Annotated in this window: 22 protein-coding genes; 15 read left to right on the top strand and 7 right to left on the bottom strand. The window is 36.7% G+C overall.

Annotated features, from left to right (window positions below):
• The first annotated feature begins 194 nt into the window (after positions 1-194).
• The gene (locus IE222_RS15640) at positions 195-995 is read left to right on the top strand and encodes a protein phosphatase 2C domain-containing protein (protein WP_191274377.1); all 801 of its coding nucleotides are present in this window, start codon (positions 195-197) and stop codon (positions 993-995) included.
• Between the two features lie 574 nt (positions 996-1569).
• On the opposite strand, the gene IE222_RS15630 is transcribed toward IE222_RS15640, so the two are convergent.
• Both IE222_RS15630 and IE222_RS15625 read right to left on the bottom strand, forming a co-directional pair.
• Positions 1570-1893, bottom strand: coding sequence for a hypothetical protein (locus IE222_RS15630; protein ID WP_191274373.1), 324 nt, complete (start codon positions 1891-1893; stop codon positions 1570-1572).
• A 379-nt stretch (positions 1894-2272) separates the two neighbouring features.
• Positions 2273-3337, bottom strand: coding sequence for a YeiH family protein (locus IE222_RS15625; RefSeq protein WP_191274371.1), 1065 nt, complete (start codon positions 3335-3337; stop codon positions 2273-2275).
• Between the two features lie 134 nt (positions 3338-3471).
• On the opposite strand from IE222_RS15625, the gene IE222_RS15620 reads away from it, so the two are divergent.
• Together IE222_RS15620 and IE222_RS15615 are read left to right on the top strand one after the other, a co-directional pair.
• Positions 3472-4374, top strand: coding sequence for a LysR family transcriptional regulator (locus IE222_RS15620; RefSeq protein ID WP_191274369.1), 903 nt, complete (start codon positions 3472-3474; stop codon positions 4372-4374).
• 238 nt (positions 4375-4612) lie between these two features.
• Complete coding sequence (locus tag IE222_RS15615; RefSeq protein ID WP_191274367.1) at positions 4613-5845, top strand: Zn-dependent hydrolase; 1233 nt, start codon at positions 4613-4615, stop codon at positions 5843-5845.
• Between the two features lie 58 nt (positions 5846-5903).
• On the opposite strand, the gene IE222_RS15610 is transcribed toward IE222_RS15615, so the two are convergent.
• Positions 5904-6317, bottom strand: coding sequence for a hypothetical protein (locus IE222_RS15610; protein ID WP_191274365.1), 414 nt, complete (start codon positions 6315-6317; stop codon positions 5904-5906).
• 202 nt (positions 6318-6519) lie between these two features.
• Here IE222_RS15610 and IE222_RS15605 point away from each other — a divergent pair, with 202 nt between their 5' ends.
• The 4 genes from IE222_RS15605 (at position 6520) to IE222_RS15590 (ending at position 12296) form a co-directional block, all read left to right on the top strand.
• Positions 6520-7257: a YheC/YheD family protein gene (locus tag IE222_RS15605; protein WP_191274363.1), complete on the top strand. Its 738-nt coding sequence runs from the start codon at positions 6520-6522 to the stop codon at positions 7255-7257.
• A 115-nt stretch (positions 7258-7372) separates the two neighbouring features.
• Entirely contained in the window at positions 7373-9685 is a 2313-nt protein-coding gene (locus tag IE222_RS15600) for a YheC/YheD family endospore coat-associated protein (protein ID WP_223282737.1), read from the top strand.
• Positions 9651-10982, top strand: coding sequence for a YheC/YheD family endospore coat-associated protein (locus tag IE222_RS15595; protein WP_191274359.1), 1332 nt, complete (start codon positions 9651-9653; stop codon positions 10980-10982). The genes IE222_RS15600 and IE222_RS15595 overlap by 35 nt, the downstream gene beginning before the upstream one ends.
• 3 nt (positions 10983-10985) lie before the next feature.
• Positions 10986-12296 (top strand): YheC/YheD family endospore coat-associated protein, encoded by a 1311-nt coding sequence (locus IE222_RS15590; protein WP_191274357.1) that lies wholly within the window; start codon positions 10986-10988, stop codon positions 12294-12296.
• A 47-nt stretch (positions 12297-12343) separates the two neighbouring features.
• Here the strand turns inward: IE222_RS15590 and IE222_RS15585 are convergent, their stop codons facing one another.
• From IE222_RS15585 to IE222_RS15570, 4 genes are all read right to left on the bottom strand, one after another.
• A complete protein-coding gene (locus tag IE222_RS15585; RefSeq protein ID WP_191274355.1) occupies positions 12344-13126 on the bottom strand; it encodes a glycosyltransferase family 8 protein in 783 nt (260 codons plus the stop codon).
• A 91-nt stretch (positions 13127-13217) separates the two neighbouring features.
• The gene (locus IE222_RS15580; RefSeq protein WP_191274353.1) at positions 13218-13931 is read right to left on the bottom strand and encodes a glycosyltransferase family 2 protein; all 714 of its coding nucleotides are present in this window, start codon (positions 13929-13931) and stop codon (positions 13218-13220) included.
• Between the two features lie 76 nt (positions 13932-14007).
• The gene (locus tag IE222_RS15575) at positions 14008-14793 is read right to left on the bottom strand and encodes a glycosyltransferase family 8 protein (RefSeq protein WP_223282734.1); all 786 of its coding nucleotides are present in this window, start codon (positions 14791-14793) and stop codon (positions 14008-14010) included.
• A gap of 37 nt (positions 14794-14830) precedes the next feature.
• Entirely contained in the window at positions 14831-15529 is a 699-nt protein-coding gene (locus IE222_RS15570; RefSeq protein ID WP_223282733.1) for a glycosyltransferase family 2 protein, read from the bottom strand.
• Positions 15530-15768: 239 nt separating this feature from the next.
• Between IE222_RS15570 and IE222_RS15565 the strand changes: the two genes are divergently transcribed.
• The 8 genes from IE222_RS15565 (at position 15769) to IE222_RS15530 (ending at position 23821) form a co-directional block, all read left to right on the top strand.
• Positions 15769-16464 carry a glycosyltransferase family protein gene (locus tag IE222_RS15565; RefSeq protein WP_191274348.1) on the top strand — a complete coding sequence of 232 codons (696 nt, stop codon included), beginning with the start codon at positions 15769-15771 and terminating at the stop codon, positions 16462-16464.
• A 57-nt stretch (positions 16465-16521) separates the two neighbouring features.
• Complete coding sequence (locus IE222_RS15560) at positions 16522-17232, top strand: putative nucleotide-diphospho-sugar transferase (protein WP_223282732.1); 711 nt, start codon at positions 16522-16524, stop codon at positions 17230-17232.
• A gap of 19 nt (positions 17233-17251) precedes the next feature.
• On the top strand, positions 17252-18094 hold the full coding sequence (locus IE222_RS15555) for an ATP-grasp fold amidoligase family protein (protein WP_191274345.1): 843 nt from the start codon (positions 17252-17254) through the stop codon (positions 18092-18094).
• Positions 18095-18127: 33 nt separating this feature from the next.
• Positions 18128-18985, top strand: coding sequence for an ATP-grasp fold amidoligase family protein (locus IE222_RS15550; RefSeq protein WP_191274343.1), 858 nt, complete (start codon positions 18128-18130; stop codon positions 18983-18985).
• A 31-nt stretch (positions 18986-19016) separates the two neighbouring features.
• The gene (locus IE222_RS15545) at positions 19017-19877 is read left to right on the top strand and encodes an ATP-grasp fold amidoligase family protein (protein ID WP_191274341.1); all 861 of its coding nucleotides are present in this window, start codon (positions 19017-19019) and stop codon (positions 19875-19877) included.
• A gap of 144 nt (positions 19878-20021) precedes the next feature.
• Positions 20022-21332 (top strand): YheC/YheD family endospore coat-associated protein, encoded by a 1311-nt coding sequence (locus IE222_RS15540; RefSeq protein WP_191274339.1) that lies wholly within the window; start codon positions 20022-20024, stop codon positions 21330-21332.
• Between the two features lie 18 nt (positions 21333-21350).
• Entirely contained in the window at positions 21351-22427 is a 1077-nt protein-coding gene (locus tag IE222_RS15535; protein WP_191274337.1) for a YheC/YheD family endospore coat-associated protein, read from the top strand.
• A 5-nt stretch (positions 22428-22432) separates the two neighbouring features.
• Entirely contained in the window at positions 22433-23821 is a 1389-nt protein-coding gene (locus IE222_RS15530) for a UDP-N-acetylmuramoyl-tripeptide--D-alanyl-D-alanine ligase (protein ID WP_191274335.1), read from the top strand.
• Positions 23822-23916 lie beyond the last annotated feature (95 nt).

The raw sequence follows: 23916 nt of genomic DNA, 5'->3' as shown, positions 1-23916 counted from the left end.
TAGTAAACTCCTTTTTAGTATAGTAAAGGTTTGGATTTTTATGCGATTAATTGTATGATACATTCAACTGATATGCAACATAGATTTTGATATTTTTTAATTTTGGTTAAAATTACTACAATACTAATGTTTATGAATCGCTTTCATTAACAGGATTGTTTTATTATGGAATATATAAATAGTAGGTGATTATAGTGAAGATTGAAAAAGTTCATATTAAAAGTGATAAAAAAAATGTGTGTGAAGATTATTTTGTGATGAAGGAACAACAAGGATTGTTCGCGGTATTAGATGGTGCCACACCATTATGCGACTTTGCCAACGAACAGGGGCTGAATGGCGCGGTTTTAGCCTCAAGAATTGTAGGAGAAGCCATTAAAAACGCAGAAGAGGGAGATATTCAAACGCTGATGTCAAATGCCAATGCGCTGCTTTTAAAGGAAATGAAAAAATATTGGATTGATTTATCCAAAAAGCATGAGCGATGGAGCACCTGTTTGGCGATGATTAAAATGAACGGACAGCAGATAGACTACGGACAAATTGGGGATTGTATGATTTTCGCTGTAACCAAAAACGGCCGTCTGGAGGTTTTGTCAAAAGATACAGTAGCCGGGATTTCAGAGAGAGCCAAAAAGCACAGAGAGGAAGAGCGGCAAAAGGGCAAAAACCTACCTGACGAAGTATTTTACCAAAACAGAATGAATTCATTAATTTATAACAGATCATTTGCTAATAAACCAAACGGATATGGTGTATTAAATGGTGATCAAGCAGCGGAAAATTACTTCTATATTGGTTCAATCAAACCTGAAGATTATAAGGGAATTTTACTTATTTCTGACGGACTGTTCCCAAAAGATCAAAATTGGGAAAATATGATTAATACGATCTGGAAAGATGGACTCGTAAAATACGCAATGGATTTAGTAGAATACGAAAAAAAGACTAGCACGCACCAAGATGATAAGACGGGGATTTTTATTCGGTTTTAATTTTTTCGATAAAAAAATGGCTCGGAATCACAAATTGCATGCCTCAAAATATTGGCGACAAAAGTCAAAACAAAAGAGAGAAAACTGTTTCCAATAAAGGCTATTGGCGACAAAAGTTGGAGCCCAAAAGAGAAAACTATTTCCAATAAAGGCTGTTGGCGACAAAAGTTGGAGCCAAAAAGAGCAAAGTGTTTCCAATAAAGGCTATTGGCGACAAAGGTTGGAGCCAAAAAGAGCAAAGTGATTTCATTGAAGGCTATTGGCGAGAAAAGCCGAAGCAAAAGAGAGCAAAGTGATTCCAATGAAGGCTATTGGCGACAAAAGCTGGAGCCAAAAAGAGCAAACTGTTTCCAATAGAGGCTATTAGCCAAAAATGTGGCAAATACACCAATAAAATCGCTAGAAAAACCGGAATATAAAACCATTAGTACTGGAGTTTTACTAGACGGCGCAAAAGTATTAAGTGGAGATTTCCTAAGTATTCCAGTCGAGTATCAACCTATTAATAAAGATGATTTCGAAGTACCACAATATTCTGATGAGGAATAAAAATAAAGACAGCCTTGAGCTGTCTTTATTTTGCTTCGTTTTGTATAGTGCTGTACTCTTCTTCAGAAATTTCATACCAAGCTGTTTTGTTTTTAACCATTTTATTCCCTTCATAAACCCAAATTTTAATGGGTTCCTTGTCAAACGTTATTTCATATTTTGGAGGGACATTCGGGTATGGTCTTTTAAGCACTAAATCCCTTTTTGCGATAATATCCACGAATTTTCCAGTAACAGTCTTTTCTTCACCGTTAATTTTAACAGAATATGATTTAGATTCTTCACTTGAGCAAGCTACAATTAACATTCCGAGCAAAAGAACAAAAACAATAGTCATTATTTTTTTCATTGTCGTTCGTCACCTATATTTTCTAAGAACTTATATGTAAATTACTTATCTTTATTTTACCACAGGTATTTGTGTATTTTTACCATTTTTTTAAAATATGCACCAAAATTCGTCGCAAAAAGGAAAAAAATAAGGAGTTTAAGCATGGGGAAATTAGGGTCTGTTTTGGTGATCTTTTTAGTATTGATCGCTATAATACTCTTTTTGAGCTATATGATTGTTTTTCAAAAAAATGATAATGCCGCTTTATTTTTGTTATGATTTATAAGATATTTACATATTACGTAGATATCCCCTTGCTTACAGAAGTTTTTATCCGATTTTAAATTTTTTCAAAAAATAAAAGGCATGGAACCAAAGATTCCATGCCCTTAATCTATTAAGCTATAAAATAAGCAATAACCGAAAGTACAACAGATGTAATCAACATCGCAATCAGCGGGCGCAATGCCTTTGTGCGCAGGTCGCGCAGGCTGACGTTAAGGCCTAGACCAACCATGGCGGCGGTTAGAATGAAGGTGGTTGCGGTTGCAATCCCGTCCATAACCGCTTTTGAAACTGGAATTGATTTGCCAAGAACATAGCTTCCGAATAAGCTCATTAGAATAAAGCCAATTAGAAACCATGGGAATTCAATTTTCGTATCCCCGGCATTTCCTGCATTTTTTCGTTTCATCCAATACATAAGAATGAAGCATAATGGAATCAGCAGCAGTACCCGCCCTAATTTAGCCAATAATGCAATCGCTAAGCCGTCCGGACCCGCAGGAGCACCAGCCAAGGCGACATGGGCAATCTCGTGAAGACTGATTCCGCTCCAGATACCATAATCAATCGCAGATAATGGAAGAATTGGCCGTAGTATCGTATAAATAATAGAGAAAATTGTCCCTACAAGTGCAATAATTCCTACACCAATGGCGGTATCGTCATCTTTTGCTTTAATGATCGGCGAAACAGCGGCGATCGCTGCAGCACCGCACACCCCGGTTCCAACACCCACGAGCATTGTCAGGGAGGATTCTGCTTTTAGTAATTTTCCGAGCCATACTGTTAATAAAATTGCAAAGGCAATGACCCCAATATCACGTGCAATCAGTCCGAGACCTTGATGAAGCACGACATCAATGTTTAGCTTCAACCCGTATAAAATAATTGCAAATCGTAAAAATCTTTTAGCGGAAAATTGAATTCCCGCACGGATTTTTTCCGGATAGCCGAAAAATTGCCGATACATCACTGCTATTACGATTGCACAAGCAAGCGGTCCAACCCGATCAAAACCAGGGACCTTTGCCAACGCAAAGCCGAGTAATGCAATGACAATCGTAAAACCAATTCCAGCGAGCCATAATCCACGGCCGGAAGGTTTTGGCTCCGGTTTTTTCTGCTGCTGTACCTCTTGCTCGTTCAAAGGTAAAGCTCTAGCGCTTTGACTTCCCATTCCTATCACCTCATTGTTTATTTTTCTTACATTCAGCATACTCCTGAATGGTGTATAAGGAAAATAAAGATATATAATAGGGATAATAAGTAAACTTATATACATAAGAAAATTACAAAAAAAGGAGCGATAGAATGGACCAGCATCTAGAGGTGTTTGTAAAGGTCGTGGAAAAAGAGAATTTTTCTAAGGCGGCAGAGGAGCTGCATATGACCCAGCCGGCGGTCAGCCAGTATATCAGAACCTTGGAGGAATCGGTTGGTACGAGACTCTTAGAGCGAAGTAATAAATATGTCCGTCTAAACAAGGCGGGGGAGATTGTCTACCATCATGCAAAAGAAATCATCGCCCTCTATACAAAAATGCAGTCATTAGTCGACGATTTGACTAATAAGGCGAGCGGTCCGATAGCAATTGGTGCGAGCTATACGTTTGGTGAGTATATTTTGCCGCATATTATTGCTAATATGCAGGATCAATATCCTCTCATTAATCCATCAATCAGGATTCAGAATACAAAGGAAATCATTGAACTGGTAAAAAAACATCAATTAGATATTGGCATCATTGAAGGCTTTTATAAGCAAGATATTCTAAATTCTGAAGTGGTTTCTAAGGATCGGATGGTCATTGTTGCTGCACCACGTCATCCTCTTTTGAGCACAACAGAGGAAATCAAGATCTCGGATTTGGAGGAAGAAACGTGGATCCTGAGGGAAGAAGGGTCCGGTACAAGAGAGGCTGCCGAGAATCTGTTCCAGATGTATGATTTTGCTCCAAAGAAAATCATGGTATTCGGCAGCACCCAACTGATCAAGGAATCCGTTGAAGCGGGGCTTGGCATCAGTCTGCTTTCAAGCTGGGCAATTAAAAAGGAGCTCACCAACGGCTATATTGGCATCATTAACGCCAAAGGACTGCCTTTTAAACGCAATTTCACTATCCTAACCCATACAGCCTATCAAACGAAAGCATTAAAGACGTTTATCGAAGCACTAAGAGAATACTTAGCAGATCCTAAAAAGCATACTTTTTAATTTTTGGTACCTTTTTTGGTGCCTGACACCCTTCGTGGACAATTGTCCGTATGAGGTGGACATGGAAGTTTGTTCTATATAATGGAGGAAACTGAATATTTTCGCTAATACCCTAATAGTATTTATGTAGGAATTGGGCGGTGTTTGCTTCGAATGAGTTAGAATCTTCATAATTGCATTTCTACTCCATATGATTTAGTAAGCTTGTCAAAACCAAATCGGGGGGATAATGGTAACCATGCAAAAACAAAAGTTGTTAATTAATGGGGAAAGATTGAAACAGGAATTGGAACGCTTTGCAGAGTTTGGCCGGACTGAAAATAATGGAGTAACCCGCCTATCGCTATCAAATGAGGACATACAAGCCAGGGATTATTTCCGTTCCTGCTGTGAGGAGCTAGGGATGACCGTCACAGTAGATGATTTGGGCTGCATGTATGCCACACTTGCCGGTACTGAAGACAAACCTCCGATTGTCATTGGTTCCCACATGGATTCGGTCAAAAAGGGAGGAAGGTTTGACGGGATTTTAGGGGTGGTAACCGGATTAGAGGTCGTAAGAACAATTATAGAAAATCAAATTAAACCGTGCATACCAATCACGATTGTAAATTTTACAAATGAAGAAGGCGCACGGTTTGAGCCTTCCATGATGGCTTCCGGTGTTCTTTCAGGAAAATTTGATAAGTCGTTCATGCTTCAAAAGCGTGACCCAGAAGGAATATCATTTGCTGAAGCCCTTAAAGCAAGCGGCTATGAAGGTGATTCCAATAACCGTTTGAAAGAAGCAACCGCCTTTTTAGAGCTCCATATTGAACAAGGGCCGATTTTAGAAAAAGAATCCCTTACGATTGGTGTCGTGGAATGTGTCGTTGGCATGGCCTGCTATGAAATTGAAGTAACAGGAGACTCAAATCACGCAGGAACTACCCCGATGAGGATGAGAAAAGACGCCCTATTCGCTGCTAATAACCTTATTAATGAAATTCGTAAACGCTTGGGAGCCTTGGACTCAGAGTTAGTGTTTACAATCGGCAGACTAAACGTATACCCATGCATCCACACCGTCATTCCAAATAAGGTTGTGTTTACGCTAGAAGCGCGCCATAAAGATATGCAAATTGTAAACACCGTAAAGGAGATCATTCAAGGTCTTCCAGATTTGGGGATAAACGAAGGCTGTGAGGTTACAACCACGAAATTATGGGACCGGGACACAGTGTGGTTTGCACCGGAACTTTGTGATCAACTAGAACAATCTGCCGCATCGCTCGGCTGCTCACATAGAAGAATGGTCAGCGGTGCCGGCCACGACGCTCAGTTCATCGCCAGTTACATTCCAACCGCGATGCTATTTGTACCAAGTATTAATGGAAAAAGCCATAGCGAAGATGAACTGACTGCTTGGGAGGATTGTGAAAAAGGGGTTAATGTTATTTTGGACACGGTTTTAAAGCTTCTATTCAAGTAAGACAAATTAGCTCTAAATAAAAAGAGTGGTCCCTGCGGGGAATCACTCTTTTTTACCATCACGTATTAATAACTGCGCCTTGCAATGAACCCTTATCAAATGTTACAGATTGGGTTCCCACACCAGGATGAGTTAATTGAGCCTGAAGTGTATAAGTGTGAACCCCAGGGGAAACACCAGTATCGCAGCAGCTTAATGCAGTCGTATCAGGCTGTCCTGCTTGGTCAACTCCCATATCCGCGGAGCAAAGTGGAACACTACCATCACGGACAAATCGAAGTGTAACTGTATCAGCAGCAGCAGTTGCAGTCCAAGTGGCATAGGCATTTAGCCATACGGAATTTGTAGGGGAATTAACAGTTAAAGTGATTGTAGCTAGATCGTGAAAACCCGTATTACTATTTATGGTTTGATCCACCGTAAAATTCTCACAATCAAAATCAATTAATAAGCCAGGTTGAAATACTCCCATTTAATTCTCTCCTTTAATTTTATTCTATATATGTATATTATCGTGAGTTAAGAAGGGACTAGGTGATTTACTATTTTTGCTTAAAATAGTCGATTACATAAATTTGATTGGTTAAAGTGTACAGGAAAATATATAAATCTTTAATAAGATACTTATAACGAATAAACACCACCTAAAAGAAAAGTGTGAAAGGAGGAGTATGATGAGAGTTTCTTATGGGAAATGGACGAAACATAAATTGATGTCTCAGAGTGACAAACTCATTGGTTATCTCCCCGATACTCAATACTTTAAGAAAGAGATATTATGGAGCATGCTGGATAAACATAAACAGGTGATGTTAAAGCCGTGCTTTGGTTATCAAGGAATTGGGATTGTACAATTAACTGCTTTAGAAGGGGATGCCATTGAGTTTCATAAAAACTACAAAAAGCTCATTTTAAATGGTAAAGATGAGACTTTTTCATATTTAAAAGAGAATCACTTTTCAAAGAAAAGAAAACCTCGCTATATAGTTCAACAAAAAATTCCCCTGGCCACCATCAATAATAATCCCTTCGATATTCGTGTCATGGTACAGCGAAAGAAGACTTCCTCTGAATGGGTCGTAACCGGGAAGCTTGCAAAGGTGGCCGCCAATAATTATGTCATAACCAATGCAGCGAAAGCAGTATTATCCGTCGAAGAGGCGATAAACAGGTCAACCTTAGACAATGAAGCTACCCAAAAGATCATATCCGAATTAGAACACGTATCCCTGTTAGTGGCCCATCACTTAGCAAAATCCTATCCCAAAAAACGTGTTTATGGCATTGATCTCGCGATTGACCAGGAAGGGCGAATTTGGATAATCGAGGCTAACCTTTCTCCAGCAACATCCATGTTTAAATTTTTAAAGGATGGCTCCTATGAAACAATTAAAAGTTATAAAAGAGGTTAATGTATTTTGGGCAATTAGGACTAATGGCTTATGCCTATACAGATTTATTGGTCATGAATATAAAGTATCGTAGAGGTTATTAAGTCGGCTTTTGTAAGGAGGTGTTGGCTTGCAGATGGACACTATTGGCGTTTTACTTTCCACAAGGGAATGGAATCAGTTAAGACGCAAAAATAATATTCAAGATGAAATTTGGTGCCTGTTTGTCGAAAAAGCGCAAGAATTTAACTTAAAAATTGTTTTTTTTACATTACAGCATATATCTTTAAAAACTTTAGAAACGGAAGCAATTGAAATAGAAAAAAATTTAAGCATTAAAAAATCAACATTAACGATTCCATCGATTATCTATAATCCAACCAAATTTTTTCATAAAAAAAATATAAAATTTTTAAGGGAACTGTCAAGTCATCCCAATTTTTTAGTTATAAATGAACATCAGATTATAAAGAAAAAAAACTTGCATGAATTAATTCAGGCACACCCTGATTTAAACTTATATTTTGAAGATGAAACAGTTCAAAGTAATGTAGCCTTGAATGTTTATATTTTGGGTCAGAAAAGTATAAATAATGTATGGAGCATTCCAATTATTTATATTAATGATATAGATGAAAACAAATATCTTTTGGCAGGCTCATATCCATTATTGGTAAATCAGGAGTTGGAATATAAAGAAGTAAAGGAATTTTTAATGGAACAAAGTCAGAAGCTGTTAAAAATCATTCATTATTACTATCCGGGGATATATGAAATCGGTATTCAGTTTTCAATCCATCATAATGGACAAATTTTCATTAGGTCGACGTGCTCATTTAATTATATTATCAAAGAGCTTTTTGCATGGAAAAGACAGCTTTGTTATCCAATCTTCGAGTCTGCTTTAAACACAGCTAAGGAATTGCTTGATAAAGATGATTCTCAAGAGAAGCCGTTAATAGAAAGTCAACCAAAGTTTTCTTCAGGAAGAAAGGAATTTTTCTCTGGCACTGATAAAAAGCAGTTAAAGGAGGATGGGGAGAGTTTTCTTTGGGTAAAACTTAAACCCTTTGATGACGAAGATCAAACAGTAAAACTTCCTGTCGAGCTTATCAATTCTGCTGTTGCCCAGCTTAATGTACTCCAATTTGGGATCAAACAGCTGATTTGTAAAATCGTTATAGAAGAAGATATTCAAATTAGCAGTAATTCATTTCAAACCCCTATAGAAATTAGTATCTCCAGTTCCCTTTTAAAAATGTTGCGTATACCAGAAAATATCGTGTATCAACTTAAGGTTTCAGCAAATAAAATTATTATCGGACCAACTATCGGGCTCCTTTTAGGAGAAAAGAATCAGCTTTATAATCCCTCATACATGGAAAAATTTACAGATAGGCTGGGAGTATATGAGAAATTTGGCGGCTTAGTCATTGCCTTTTCAACACGTTCAATTGATTGGGAGGAAAAGATTGCCTACGGATTGATTTATGATCCGGTTGAAAAAAAATGGGATTATGGGTCTGCCCCTATTCCCGCCTCCTTATATCGCAGAAATTTCCATCAGAAACCAGAAAGAATTAAGCAATTAATCGAATTAACGGACCATAAATTATTTAATTCCCACCACTATAAAAAATCAGACCTGTTACAACTGCAGGCAGAAAAGAAAATAAAAAAACATTTACCGGATACTCATCTTTATAAGAATATGTCTGAGTTAATTAAATTTGTAAATGCGCATCAGAAGGTAATTTTAAAGCCTGTTAGTCTGTCCCGCGGCAGGGGAATTTTTGTCATTGAACAGGATTTAGAACAAGGTAACTATGTCCTTTATGACTATCGAAAGGGGTTTAGACTTCAGCACCTCATCCCTGATGTAACAGGATTAGCAGAAATGTTGAGGAGTTTAAATGTATTAAATGAGAAGTATTTGTATCAAACCTATATACCCCTGTTAAAGGTTGACAATTGCCCATTTGATGTCCGGGTAGTAATGCAAAAGCAAAATAAGGAACACTGGATTTGTTCAGGAATTGAGTGCAGGGTTGCCGGAGAAAACGAGGTATTAACGAATATCGCCAGAGGCGGTAAGGCCATGACCTTGGAGGAAGTGATTGAAAAAGCAGGTGATCATCTTTCCTTCGAAGAGGTTGAAAAAAACATTTTAAAATTATGTCAGCAATTTTGTCACTTAATGGAGGAAAAAGATGAACATTTTGGAGAGTTTGGTTTAGACATTGGTTTGGATCAAGAGGGCTATCCATGGTTAATTGAGGCAAATATTTTTCCAAGCTTTAAAGGGTTTAAAGCAATGGATTATGATATTTATTTAAAGATCCGTTATCAGCCAATCATTTATGCTGTTCGTCTTCAAGGGTTTAAAGTGGCCGAAATGGAGGAGGAGATGACTAATGAAGTGTACCATTCAATTGATTCCAACTCCTAGTACGAGCATTTCACTGCCAATGAAGGCAATAGAAACATTAGGCTTAACAGGTAGACAGTCTATAACGGTAAATATTGGGGCATTGCAGAAAAAGGCAGACCTTACGTCTCATGATGATCAGGAACGGTGTATCTATATATCAAGTGACCTCGTAAAAGGTACATCACTCCCTGAATGGATTGAATATAAGATGAAATTTCAAGATAATGTCCTTTTGATTGGTCCTATCATCGGCATGCTGGTACGCGGAAAATTTAGTGAGATGAATCAGCAAAGAATTAAAATCTATAAAAATTATCTAATCGATTATAAGCATGTAAACGGGCTTATCATTCTTTTTACGGCTGATGGAATTGATGTAAAGAATAAGCAGGTTCAGGGATTTGCCTATAACCCGAGAGAACACGTGTGGGTAAAGGGTGTATTTCCGTTTCCTTCCGCTGTTTTCCTAAGAAGAACGATTAAAGAGTCGATTAGGAAAACACTGCAGAAATTAATTGCGGATCACTTTTTTAATTCCCATATTTTTAATAAATGGGAAATGTGGCAATGGTTTTCCGGAAATCACCAATTAAGAAAACATCTTCCTGAGACAGTGTTGGCACAGAATATGGAGGACGTTAAACGGTTAATGCTTGTTTATCGAAAAATCTTTATTAAACCGCGGGCCGGTATGCAAGGAACGGGAATATATCAGCTTTCCTATGATGGTCAGGAGTATAAATTGAGCTACAGGATTAAGGGTAGAAATATCACAACGATATTACGAAATTGGGAGGCTGTTCAAAAATATTTCCAAACTGAATTAAATTTGGAACGATGTATTGTTCAGCAGAAAATCTCGCTATTACGAAATAATAATCGTGTAATGGATATTCGGGTGTTAGCGGCAAAAAATCATAATGGGGTATGGACCGTTCCAGGTATGGTTACAAAGTTTGGTGAAGTTGACAGTATTGTAAGCAATATTTCGAGCGGCGGCTCTGCGGAAAAAGGCTGGCTTTCCCTGATGGAATTGTACAAAGAGGACCCAAAGATGGCCTTTAAAAAATATATGGAAATTGAAAAGATAGCCATTCTTTGCTGTGAAGCATTAGAAAAAAGAGGTCTCCACTTAGGCTATGTCGGTATCGATATTGGGATTGATGAAGATCATCATCTTTGGATTATCGAAATCAATAATCGCAGCCCGGACATGACGATAGCCTTGGATGCTGCAGATTTACAGCTCTATTATCAAATTAAAACGGCTCCAATCCATTATGCTAAATGGCTGGCGGGCTTTGGGGGTGAATAGAGTTTGCTTTATAAAATATACTTCCATCATATAGCAGACGATACTATTTTTTTACCCGATACAACTGCAGCTTTTTTGGGGATTGAACAGAATCAAACAATCACCGTCAGTTTCGGAAAAAGGAAATTGCCGGCCGTGGTTAAGACTGTTCCGTTTAATAACGAATACAGGATTGGGGTCAGTGAAAATGCAAAAAAGGAGCTCTTAATTGATCCCGATGTGAACTACGAAGTGATGTATGCAAACAATGAATTAATCATTGGACCGGTTATCGGATTATTGCTGGCAAAATCGGAAGAAAGACTGGCTAAGTATTTACACCATTATTTAATTTATACGATGTTGTACGAACAAATAAATGGAATTCTTTTTGTTTTTTGTGAGCAGCAAATAGATTTCACCGAAGAAAAAATCACTGGTTATGTTTATGACCCAGCGTCACCGACGAGCTGGAGAAAAGCTGTTTTACCTTTTCCAGGGGCGGTTTTCAGAAGGGTAGAACTGGGGCGGAAAACGTTAAAAGGACTTCAGGAAAGAATCGGACCAGGCTTTTTTAACGCCCAATATTTTGATAAATGGCAGTTTTGGAATTGGCTTTCTCCCTTTGAGGAATTAAGGGAGCATCTCGCGGAAACGACAAATAAGGTGAATGTAAATAATTTAAATATTTTTCTAGAAAAATATAACGGTGTCTATCTTAAGTCCAGAAATGGTTCCAGAGGACAAGGTATTTATTATATAGAAAAACAGGGCAATCAGTATATCATCCTAGAAAATTATAAAAATGATATTCGAACATTATCTAGTGAACAAATGGCTAAATTTCTTAGAAGGCATTCATTCTTTTTACTGCAGCAGCCGATTCGTCTTCATGCCTTTGAGGAAAGAATGGTTGACTATCGCGTCATCTTACAAAAAGATAGAACAGGTCAGTGGCAATGTACAGGGATGATTGCGAGGTTTGGAAAGTCCAATGCAATTACCTCCAATTTTAAAGCAAGCGGATATGCGATGGAAGGCAGACAGGCTTTAATGACGCAATTTGGATATGATGAATTAACAGCCTTCAAGAAGTATCAAGAAATTATCTCTATTTGTACAAAAATGGCCTGTAAAGCAGATGAAATTGCAGGGGCTTACGCCGACTTTGGAATTGATGTAGGGATAGATGAAGATTATAAGGTTTGGGTTATTGAAATGAACAAGCGACCAGACCATGATTTTCCGCTCATGATCAAAGATCGGAAAATGTATTATTCCGTAAAATCAAATCCAGTCTTATATGCGAAGTATATAGCAATGGGTGGTAAATAAAAAAGTAAGGAGGCCTCCGGACGATGATTGTCTGGAGGCCTTTTAAATTAATTATCCCATTTAGTACTCTTTAAATAGCGGAAATATTCATATCTTAATGGGTGTCTATGACTCTTCCATGGCTTTTTGGGGCCTGTGAAATGAATAATGGCAGGGTTTTTTATTATTTTTCGTTTTCTAATCCTTACGGTGATATAATTCCACGTAGGGTGTAGCTTAAGCCATTTATTATAAAGAACCGCATTCATTGCATCTTGGTCGATGCTTCTTAGTTTACGAGGATTTTTTTTCGCATATTGAATGACTCGTTCAGCAGTATTATTTTTACGCCATTTCTCTAAATCTATAACCAATACACCTGAATTAAAATAACCTGCACGACGGGGGATAGAAAGTACTCTTTTTCTAGCTTTACTTGCGCAAGAACCCAAATCTTGAACAGCAGCGAGAAAATGATTATTTAAATTTACGTTCCAGAGACCAATGATGTCATGTTTAACAATGATGTCACTGTCAAGGTAGATTACTTTTTTTATGGTTTCATCTAATACCTCTGGCAAAAGGAGTCGATAATAGGCTTCTTTTTTAAAATAACCATACAGCTTAAATCCCTTGAATCGATTTTTATCAACAGGAAAGAAAACTACATCTGCAGGATAGCCTGCTAAAGAGTTTCTAATTTTCATTTGATTTTCCAATGATAGATTGCCAACAATATAAAAATGCAGGTTGCTATTTGATTTATTATTTTCAAGTATGGAAATAAACATTACTGCTGTATGTTTTGCATAGATGTCATTACTTACTGCAGCAATATGAATGTTCTCCAAATAATCACCACCTATTGATCAATGTTATGAGGATAACGTAGAGTAATAATTCACACCAAATTTTTTTCGCATTCTAAAAAGCTTACAAAAATTAAAATGATGAATTATGGCCACGCTCATTGATCAATTTTGTCATTTCTCCTATTTTTCCTGTCCTTTTGGCATAGCGGTTAAATAATTTAATATTATTCTGCATATTCGGATGAGTCTTCAAACCCTCTCTTGGATGCCATAAATGATATAGAAAAGTATTTTTTGTTCTATAATAAGGGCCGCATATAGTATTCATAGCAGCACAAAAAGCATTGTCTTCCTTTCCCCATCCCTTAAATCTTTCATCGAATCCCCTTACCTTGTAAAAGTTTTCTCGGGTAACAATGATGGTACCACTTATTGGTAAGCGATTATTTTTATATTTCCTTTCTTTACTATATTCAACATCTAATGGCAAAGGCAGCTGAGGGGGGTGAATTAGAAGGTTTTCAGTGCTGGATTGGGTTAAATCTAACCATTTATCATAGGGGATAACCCAGGCATGTTGATCAAGTAATTCAATTGCTTGTAATAATGAGTCAGGTTCATAAAATACATCGCCGTCAGCAATAACAAAAATATCCCTTGTAGCTTGTTTGGCAGCGATATTTATTGCTCTCGAGCGATTAAAAGGATGACTTAGACTTTTGCCGATACACAATTCCACTTCTGGCATCATTGTTTCATAATAAGTTTTTACCCAATTAAATAGTCTATCTCTTGGACCACCGTCCGGTTTGTAGGGAATAAGAATAGAAACATTATTTAACATTATTTTCCTCCTAAAAATTGAGGTTTTGCAAACAATTTATTTATAAAGAAACTCTTTCCCCATTTATCAAAGAAAATTATATAATATCCCATCTAGTACTCTCTAAATAGCGTAAATATTCATTCCGTAATGGATGATGGTCGTGACTCCAGGGTTTTCTCTTCCCTGTGAAATGGATAATGGCAGGGTCTGTAATACTTTTTCCTCTATTAATTGTTGCGGTGTTATAATTCCATGTAGGGTCAAGTTCAAGCCATTTATTGTAAAGCAATGCATTCAATGCATCTTGGTCGATACTTCTTAGTTTATTGGGATTTTGTTTTGCAAATTCGATGACTTGATTGGCAATATTATGTTCTCGCCATTTTTTCAAATCCATAACCAATACTCCGGAATTGAAATAGCCGGCATGAAGAGGAATAGAAAGTGTTTTTTTTCTAGCTTTACTTGCACACTGACCTAAATCTTGAGCGGCTGCTAGATAATAATTATTTAGATTCACTTTCCAAAGATCATTGATATCATGTTTTACGATAATATCACTATCGAGATAGATTACTCTTTCTATTGATTCATCTAAAAGTTCAGGTAACAACAATCTGTAGTATGCTTCCTTTTTAAAATATCCAAAAAGCTTAAAACCCGTAAATCGAGTTTCGCTAACAGGGAAAAAATACACTTTAGCAGGGTAGTTTTCTAAAGAGTTTTTAATTTTTGTTTCATTTTCCTCCGAAAGATTACCGACCAGATAAAAATGAATTGTATTGTTTGATTTATTATTTTTAAGAATAGAATTAAACATGACAGCCGTATGTCTAGCGTAATTATTAGTACTTACTGCTGCAATATGAATCGTATCCAAAATCTCACCTCCATCTTCATTTACACATTCATGATGATTAATTGATGCCAAACTCCTTTGTGGAAATTTCCTTAAAATCGTCTGTTTTCCCAATGAATTTACTATTCTTTTTAATGGAATCATTATTTATTTTATAGGTATGGGATTGTTCCTCCCTTCTTATATAGACATAATTGTATTTGCTAGTTGCATATATTTTGTATTTTTTTTTGATACAGTCATTAATAAATACAGCATCTGTACCGGCTTTCCTAGGCTGGAATTTTACTTTTGGGTAAATTTCTTTTTTAAAAACTAAGGTTCCCCCCTTAAGTGAAGAGCGGCCTAATTTATCTTCATTTCCAATTTTACGAAGAAATAACAATTTTTCTTGCGGAAGATACATATAGGAAGAGCCTTTCCCAACAAGATGTACATGATTATTTTTAAAGGCGTCCATTGCTTCTGTTAAATAATAGGGAGAGTAATAATCATCATCATCAAATTTGGCAATAAAATCATATTTTGATTTTTCAATTCCATAATTTAAACATTCACCTAATGTTTTTTCTTCGGGAAGTTGTATGATTGAGACATTTTCATAATCTAGTGCTTTTTTTTTCCACTTTTCAATACTGATTGAGTCTTTATTTAAAATGATAATTAGTTCTTTCTTTTTCCATAATTGGCTGGAATAATTATCGAATACATTTTCTATCATTTCATCTCTTATCGTACAGGTAATAACGGAAACCATCTTTTTATCCCCCGCTTTCAATGGTAAAACCCTTATCATATAGTATTTATCATTTATTTTTACGAAACGGACATTTCCCTAATAAATTGTAATTTCCTAATAATCCTTTAGTCCTTTGAATGTGTTAAAAGTAAAAATAATTCTCGAGTCTATAACACTTTTTTCAAGAATGAATAGAATAGTTAAAGCTAAAGACAAGCAAAGGCCTTGGGCGGCAAATTAAGAATGGAGGAATAAATTTGATCCCAATTCATGATTTTAAACTAACTCCGAAAAGCAATATGGTTATTTGCTCCTTTGCTGATAAGGGGAAGCATTTAATGGGATTACAGCTTATGAAACCGACAGTAGAACATTACGGGAGGGTTCATGGTATTGATACCCTGTTTTTCACAAAAACATTTGTACCAAATCGACTTGTAAAGAGAAATAAGATTTTTCTGTTATTCAATTTAATGAAATACTACGAGCTTGTTATGTGGATTGATTCAGATGCAATGTTTGTTGATTTTGATACTGATATCCGTGATGAAATAAAAACAGACCACTTAGTATATATGGGATCTCATTATGGCAGGGACCCGCTTTTTCCAAATTCAGGTGTTATTGTCATCAAGCGTGATCCTTTGACAGAAGAACTTTTACAGGAGGTATGGAATCATAAAAAGAAAGAAGGAGAATTTTGGTGGGATCAACAAGGTTTTTTAAAATGTCTCGGATATGAAAATAAGTTATTGAAAATTATTTCCTATAATGGTCCCACTAAATACACTCCAATCGTCGGAACTTTACATGATAAGTGGAATAGCAGGCCTTATGATAAAGATGTTGCAGAACATCCCATCATAATACATTACTGTGGATATCAATGGCCAAGAAGGCTAAAGGAAATGCAAAACAACCTTAGGAAGTTTCGCCTATTGATAGGAGGTTAAAATAATAATGAATTGTGGCAGCTGTATTTACGTTACTTTGAAAGAGGGGCAATGGAAATGATTCCTAGTTATGAGTTTTCGATAGAGCCAAACAGCAATATGGTGATTTGCTGCCTAGGAACCGGTAAAAACCATGAACAAGCGCTTGATATTATGAAACCTACGGTGGAATATTACGGAAAGCTTCATAATATTGATACACTGTTCTTCAAGCATAACTTTTTACCAAATAAATTAGCAAAAAAAAATAAAATTTTTTTAATCTATAACCTATTAAAATATTATGAAATCGTGATGTGGATGGATTCAGATACGATTATTGTAGACCCAAGTACAGACATTCGCCTAGAACTAAATTCAAATCATGTTATTTATATGACCAGTTATTATAGAAGGAAACCGCTATTTCCAAATTCCGGTGTAATTGTTGTGAAGCGGGACCCTAGATCTTTTGAAATTTTAGAGAAGGTCTGGAAACATAGGCGTAGGTATCGCGGGGAATGGTGGGACCAGCAAGCCTTCTTAAAGCTCCTCGGTTATCGAAATCAGAATGTACGGATTTTATCTTATAAGGGTCCTACAAAATATACCTCACTTATTGGCAGTTTAGATGTTAAATGGAATAGCAGACCAAATCGTAGGGATGTTGCTAAAAAACCTATCATCATGCACCATTGTGGAATAAAGTGGGAGAGAAGATTAACAAGAATGCAATCAAGTTATCGCCTTTTTTTACAAAATGTAAAAAATAAATCAAATTCAACATAAGTTTAGGTGGCGATGGTAAGTGAAAAAGCGTGTAAGAAAAACTCCAGGTAAAATTAGGATGTTAAAGGCGAAATTTAAACGCAAACATGGTTATAGTTTAGATTTAGAGAATCCCAGGACCTTATCTGAAAAGATTCAGTGGATAAAACTAAATGGAAATATTAAGAGATTCTCGAAGTATGTTGATAAATTTCGTGTTCGGAACTACGTAAAAGAAAAAATTGGTGAACAATACCTGATTCCGCTTTTTGGAGTTTATGATAACGTAAATCAAATCGAATGGGGAAAACTCCCTAATTCTTTTGCTATGAAAACCACTCACGGAGCGACATGGAATTTAATCGTAAAAGATAAAACAAGGATTAATAGAGTAAGTGCAAAAAGGAAATTAAGACGGTGGCTTCGATTACGATATTACACAATAACAGGTGAATCAAATTACCGCAATATTAAACCTAGGATTGTCATTGAAAAATTCATCAAAGATCCAACAGGTGATTTAAAAGATTATAAATTTTTTTGTTTTCATGGCGAACCTAAATTTATCCAAGTAGACGGGGGGCGATTTAGTAACCATAAACGAGACTTTTATGATTTGGATTGGAATAATATACCAGTCAGATTGAAATATAAACATTTTCAGGAACCTGTCACAAAACCCTCCCGCTTAAACGAGATGCTGACAATTGCAAGAAAACTTTCGGCTGATTTTGCCTTTGTCCGTGTCGATCTATATTATACAAATGAGCAAATATATTTTGGAGAAATAACATTTACCCCAGCAAATGGCTTTAAACCGTTCAGACCACGTTATTATGATGAATTATTTGGGCAATTTCTTGATATCTCTAAGTATATATAGTGTTTTAATCACTAGTTAGGTGGAGGGGACAAGATGAAAAAAAGGATTCGAAGGACCAAAAGAAATTTCCAGACTGATAAGAATAAATTATTGAATAAAAAATTTAAAAAAATACATGGTTATGATTTAAATTTAGAAAATCCTAAAACCTTTTCTGAAAAAATTCAGTGGGTTAAATATCATGGCAAGCTTGAGAGATTTTCAAAGTATGTAGATAAATATGAAGTACGGCAATACGTGAAAGAAAAAATAGGGGAACAATATTTAATTCCGCTAATAAGCGTTTTTGATAATGTAGATCAAATTGATTGGAATATGTTACCTGAATCCTTTGCAATGAAGGCTAATCACGCTTCCGGATGGAATATTATTGTTGAGGATAAAACAATGGTTAATCAGGAAAGCGCAAAAAACAAAATGAGAAAATGGCTTCAATCGAGTTATTATAAATTATTTAGTGAAGCAAACTACCGTAATATTAAACCAAGAGTTGTGATTGAAGAATTAATCAAAGATCCGTCAGGAGATTTGAAGGATTATAAATTTTTTTGTTTTCATGGCGAACCAAAATTTATCCAAGTAGACGGGGATCGATTTACGGAGCATAAACGGGATCTTTTTGATTTGGATTGGAATAAACTCCCTTTAAAATTGAAATTTACGAATTTTAAGCAATCCCCCCTAAAGCCTGCAGCTTTAAATGAAATGATTCAGTTAGCACGACAACTCTCTGAAGGTCTTCCCTTTGTCCGTGTAGATTTATATTACACAAATGATCGTATCTATTTCGGCGAATTAACATTTACTCCAGGAAATGGATTGGAACGGTTTAGCCCTAGATATTATGATGAATTATTTGGTAATTGTCTTGATATTAATAGATATATTTAATGATTATTGCTTGTTAAATGGAGATGATATGATGAGAAAAAGGATAAGGAAGAACGAAGAAAAATACTTCTCCGATAAAATTAATAGATTGAAAACTAGATTTAAACGCCATCATCATTACGAGCTAAATTTAGCAAATCCCCGAACCTTTTCAGAAAAAATTCAGTGGACAAAGCTGTATGGCCGTCTAGAGAGATTTTCGAAGTATGCTGATAAATATGAAGTACGGCAATATGTGCAAGAAAAAATAGGTAAACAGTATTTAATTCCGTTTATTGGAGTCTATGATCGTGTGGATGAAATTGATTGGAATACTTTACCTGAATCTTTTGTCATGAAGGCCAATCACGCATGGAGAACGAATATTATTGTAAAGGATAAAACGAAAATTGATTGGAAAGAAAAGAAACTCCAAATGGAAAATTGGCTTAAATTAAATTTTGGAGAAAAATCTGGCCAGCCAAACTATTACAATATTAAACCAAGGATTGTCATTGAAGAGCTCATAAAGGATCCAACAGGTGATTTAAAGGATTATAAATTTTTTTGTTTTCATGGGGAACCTAAATTTATTCAGGTAGATGGGGAGCGGTTTAATGGTCATGAGCGGGATTTATTTGATTTAAACTGGAATAAACTCCCTTTTCGTTTGGGATATAATAATGATTTTAAGGACTCTCCCTCAAAGCCCACAGGATTAAATGAAATGATTAAGGTTGCACAACAACTTTCTTCTGATTTTCCCTTTGTCCGTGTAGACTTATATTATACGAATGAGCATATATATTTCGGTGAATTAACATTTACTCCAGGAAATGGCCTTACGAAGTTTAGACCCCGTAAGTATGATGACTTATACGGGACATACCTTGATATTACTAGATATCAATAAAATTTTTAGTACTTATGTAACGGTTTGTTCATAAGTGCTTTTTTTATTTTACTAGGTTAATAGCCGTAGCAAGCTGCTTTTGCTTAGCATGTAATAATACGAAGGTCTCAGGTCATTAAATAAATAGCTGCGCGGAGGAAAGCTATGGTTTTTATTCGATATGGACAAAATCGGAACACAATTGATTTTTCAACAAAGTTTGTTGAAAAATACGGCATTACTGCACAAAGGATTATTTTAAAAATTGGCGGCTGGTCGCGGGAACTGCCGGTTAACATAAATGACGAATTACCTGAAGATACAATCGGAATCCCAGAGCAATCACATGAATTAACGATTCCCGAGGGTATTCCTTATGAATTGACGATTAACGGCAGGGTGCTGTCGCTTGGACCCGTTATTGCGTTTGTTGCCTATTTAAACCCTAAAGAATTGCATCCAAAAAGATTAGAAAGGTTAAAGAGTCGCTTTTCTGAATATCATAGCATTAAAGGTCTTATTTATGTATGTGCCGCAAGAGGCATCAATATCGACAAAAAACAAATTGAAGGCTATTACTATAATCCAGATGGAGAGCAACCACAAGCCAGATGGATCCCCGGTATTTTTCCATATCCGGATGTCGTTTATAAAAGGCATCCCATCGATGCTGTAAGGTATGATGATCTCGTTTCCCATATTGGTGATAGAGTTATAAACTCATATTATTTCGGCAAAGGGGAACTGCCAGAGTATGCTTTAAGGAATAGGGTACTAAAAGAGGCCTTTCCAGAAACTGAAAAATTAACGGGAGTGGAGCAGCTCGATCAGATGCTTCAAAATCATCAATCCATCTATTTAAAACCTCCTAAAGGTGAAGGTGGGAGAGGGATTTACTCTGTAGCATTGGACCATCAAGGCAGATATATTTTCACCAATTCAATGAAAAGGGCTACTATTTTCACCTCTCAAGCTGAAGTTACCTCCTTTTTAGAAAAATTTATTCAGCGGAAGTACATCATTCAACAGAGTGTTTCGACAACTATTGGAGGAAGGAATGTAGATTTTAGAGTTTATGTGCAGAAAAATGGATTAAAACAGTGGGTGTGTCAAGGGATGATAGGCAGGGTGGCGAAAAGGGGGACGATTGTTACCAATTTAAAACATGTTGAAAAACTACTGCCGGGAAATCAGGCAATTATGTATTTATTTGGAGCCAATCGTCAAATGACCCTTCAAATCCAGAAGAAAATCTATGACTGTTGTATGAAGGCATGTAAAGAATTGGATCAATGTGTCGGTAATTACGGTGACGTAGCTGTTGATTGCATTGTTGATCGCAACTACAATGTTTGGATTTTAGAAATCAACAAAAGGTACGGCTATGATAGCTTAATCAAAATGAAGAATCGAAAATTGGCAAGAACGTTATTGTCCACACCTTTTCGCTATGCAAAAGCATTAGCTGGATTTTAAAACGGAGGGGGTATGATGATGAGTGTTCCGTATATTGGAATATTAGTAGATGGATTGATTTACAGCGGAATTAAACATGGAGTTCCCTATTTTGAGCGCATTCATTTTTATGAAGCAGCCTGTAAGAAGCATCATTTAATTCCCTGCTATTTTCGGTTAAAGGATCTTAACATTGAAACAGGCCAAGTTAATGGTTTGGTCAAAGGAAATAACGGCAAATATGAATTGAAAGATTTGCAGATACCAGCAGTCATTCATAATAGAGGATTATTTTTTAACAATAGCTCCAAGGAAAAATTAAAGCGGCTGCAGCGTTCAGGCGTTATGATTTTCAATGATTGGAATCGCTACGGGAAATTAATGGTTCATCAAATTCTTAATCGGGATGAGGATTTAAGCCGCCATTTGCCTGAGACAAGGAAAGCGAGTTTAGAAAACTTAAAGGAAATGATGGAAAAACATAATGAGCTAATTATCAAGCCAAATAGCGGAAGCCTCGGCGGCGGGGTCATTTTGATCAAAAGAATTGACAATGAACAATGGACAGTTACCAGCCATCAGCAAAGGTGGCCTTTTACTGACAAACTGCCGGATATACTTCAAAAGAAGGCTTCGAGCAAATACTACATTATCCAGCAGCGAATCCCCTTAGCAAAGTCTGAAGGCAGCCCTTTTGATTTGCGCGTATCGGTTCAAAAAAACGGAACGGGAGAATGGCAGGTTACCGGAATCGTAGGGAAGGTGGCTAAAAAAGGCAGCTATGTAACCAATGTGGCCCAGGGAGGCACATGCAGACCTCTTTGGGAAATAGTGGGGGGAATACCTGAACTGGATTATGATATGATCTATAAACAAATTGAGGAATTTTCCTTGCAAGCCGTAAAGGAATTAGAAAGTCATTTTCCCAGTTTAGCCGATGTCGGTTTAGATATTGGGCTGACCGAGGATGGGTTTCCAATGTTTATTGAATGTAATGGACGTGATCTAAGAATTACCTTTGGAAAAGCGAAAATGATGGATGTGTGGAAAGCAACATATACGACACCAATCAGCTATGCCCGCTATCTTTTGGATTCAAAGGGTAAGGGGGAGTAACCGGAATGAAGACTCTTAAACTGGCTGATTTTTTAGATGTGATTAAAGGGGAAATGCTTCAAGGTGATCCTGATGAAGAAATTCGAAAGCTCGTAAAGAAGACAGCTAATATAGGTGAACATTGTTTATATTTCCACACTAGCAAAAAGGCCATCAAGCCGGAAGCGATCGCAGGAATATCGAAGTTTACGATTGTAACAGAAGATTCTCGTATACTTTCAATGATATCAAAGACAGCGAACGTGATTTTAACTGCCAATGCAAAGGATTCGTATTGGAGATTTATCGATTATTATCGAAGTCAATTTCAGATTCCTGTCATTGGGGTAACCGGTACATGCGGTAAGACAACGACTAAGGATATGATTAAACATATTTTGAATCGAAGAATGAAGGTTCATTCTACCCTTTATAGCCAAAATGGTCTTCATTTAAATTTGCCATATTTGATGGGGTTAACAGAGAAAACAGAGGCAGCTGTTTTTGAAATGGGGGTTGCTTATCCCGGTAACATTAGGATTAGCGGTAAATATTTTAAACCAACCGTTGGGATCATAACTAACATTGGCGAGGCTCATTTAGAAGGGTGCAGAACGTTAGAAAATTATATAAAGGCAAAGGGTGAAATGTTAGAGGTTTTATCAGAAGATGGAATATTAATTATAAATACCGACGACGAGAATATTAAAAGGCTGCCAATTGCCATGTATAAAGGAAGCGTTCTGTCTTTTGGGAAGGATGAGACAGCTGACTACCGTGCTTGTGACATCCAATTTGAAAATGACAGAATGAGTTATTCTTTACAGGTTCAAAACAGTGAATATAAAGTAACGATTCCGGGGGTTGGGGAGCACAATGTCTATAATAGTTTGGCAGCCATCGCGGCCACAGCTGCTCTTGGTATCCCGATTGAAGAGGCTGCTAGGAGGCTTAGTACGTTCCGAACAATGGAACGGCATGCAAAGCTGTACCATGGCGCAGGTAACTTAACAGTGATTGATGATACATGGAGTTGCAATCCAAGCTCAGTGAAGTCTGGCCTTGATGTTCTAAAAAAAACGTCCAACGGCAGGACAGAGGTGCTGGTACTAGGGCGAATGCAGCGCCTTGGAAATCAGGAAAGAAAACAGCATATTCAAATGGGGCAAACGATTTTCGATATCGGCGGGGTTGACCACCTGATAACAGTAGGATCTTCGGCGAGGCTGACAGGTGAAAGGGCGATTACCTTAGGAATGGATCCCGCTAGGGTACATTTCGTTATGAACGCAGCGGAATTAGAAGCGAAACTAGCCGAAATCTTTCATGACGATATGACAATTCTGTTTAAAATGTCCCTCGGTAAAATGGACCCATCCTTTCGAAAAGTTGTAGAAAAGTATCGATTTGCCTAGTACCAGCTTAAAAGCCGCTATCCTGTCCATAGCGGCTTTTTATGTGTCACTCGTTTAAAAAATAACATACCTTAAGATAGAGCAATTTTTCGAAG

This window comes from Neobacillus kokaensis (genome assembly GCF_014656545.1).
GTDB classification, from domain to species: Bacteria; Bacillota; Bacilli; order Bacillales; family Cytobacillaceae; genus Neobacillus; species Neobacillus kokaensis.
This window is presented reverse-complemented; position numbering and strand designations above follow the sequence as displayed.

Coding starts and splice junctions, on each gene's coding strand:
- IE222_RS15630 (WP_191274373.1), bottom strand. CDS start 1,893: ATGAAAAAAATAATGACTATTGTTTTTGTTCTTTTGCTCGGAATGTTA.
- IE222_RS15625 (WP_191274371.1), bottom strand. CDS start 3,337: ATGGGAAGTCAAAGCGCTAGAGCTTTACCTTTGAACGAGCAAGAGGTA.
- IE222_RS15620 (WP_191274369.1), top strand. CDS start 3,472: ATGGACCAGCATCTAGAGGTGTTTGTAAAGGTCGTGGAAAAAGAGAAT.
- IE222_RS15615 (WP_191274367.1), top strand. CDS start 4,613: ATGCAAAAACAAAAGTTGTTAATTAATGGGGAAAGATTGAAACAGGAA.
- IE222_RS15610 (WP_191274365.1), bottom strand. CDS start 6,317: ATGGGAGTATTTCAACCTGGCTTATTAATTGATTTTGATTGTGAGAAT.
- IE222_RS15605 (WP_191274363.1), top strand. CDS start 6,520: ATGAGAGTTTCTTATGGGAAATGGACGAAACATAAATTGATGTCTCAG.
- IE222_RS15600 (WP_223282737.1), top strand. CDS start 7,373: ATGGACACTATTGGCGTTTTACTTTCCACAAGGGAATGGAATCAGTTA.
- IE222_RS15595 (WP_191274359.1), top strand. CDS start 9,651: ATGAAGTGTACCATTCAATTGATTCCAACTCCTAGTACGAGCATTTCA.
- IE222_RS15580 (WP_191274353.1), bottom strand. CDS start 13,931: ATGTTAAATAATGTTTCTATTCTTATTCCCTACAAACCGGACGGTGGT.
- IE222_RS15570 (WP_223282733.1), bottom strand. CDS start 15,529: ATGGTTTCCGTTATTACCTGTACGATAAGAGATGAAATGATAGAAAAT.
- IE222_RS15560 (WP_223282732.1), top strand. CDS start 16,522: ATGATTCCTAGTTATGAGTTTTCGATAGAGCCAAACAGCAATATGGTG.
- IE222_RS15550 (WP_191274343.1), top strand. CDS start 18,128: ATGAAAAAAAGGATTCGAAGGACCAAAAGAAATTTCCAGACTGATAAG.
- IE222_RS15545 (WP_191274341.1), top strand. CDS start 19,017: ATGAGAAAAAGGATAAGGAAGAACGAAGAAAAATACTTCTCCGATAAA.
- IE222_RS15540 (WP_191274339.1), top strand. CDS start 20,022: ATGGTTTTTATTCGATATGGACAAAATCGGAACACAATTGATTTTTCA.
- IE222_RS15535 (WP_191274337.1), top strand. CDS start 21,351: ATGAGTGTTCCGTATATTGGAATATTAGTAGATGGATTGATTTACAGC.
- IE222_RS15530 (WP_191274335.1), top strand. CDS start 22,433: ATGAAGACTCTTAAACTGGCTGATTTTTTAGATGTGATTAAAGGGGAA.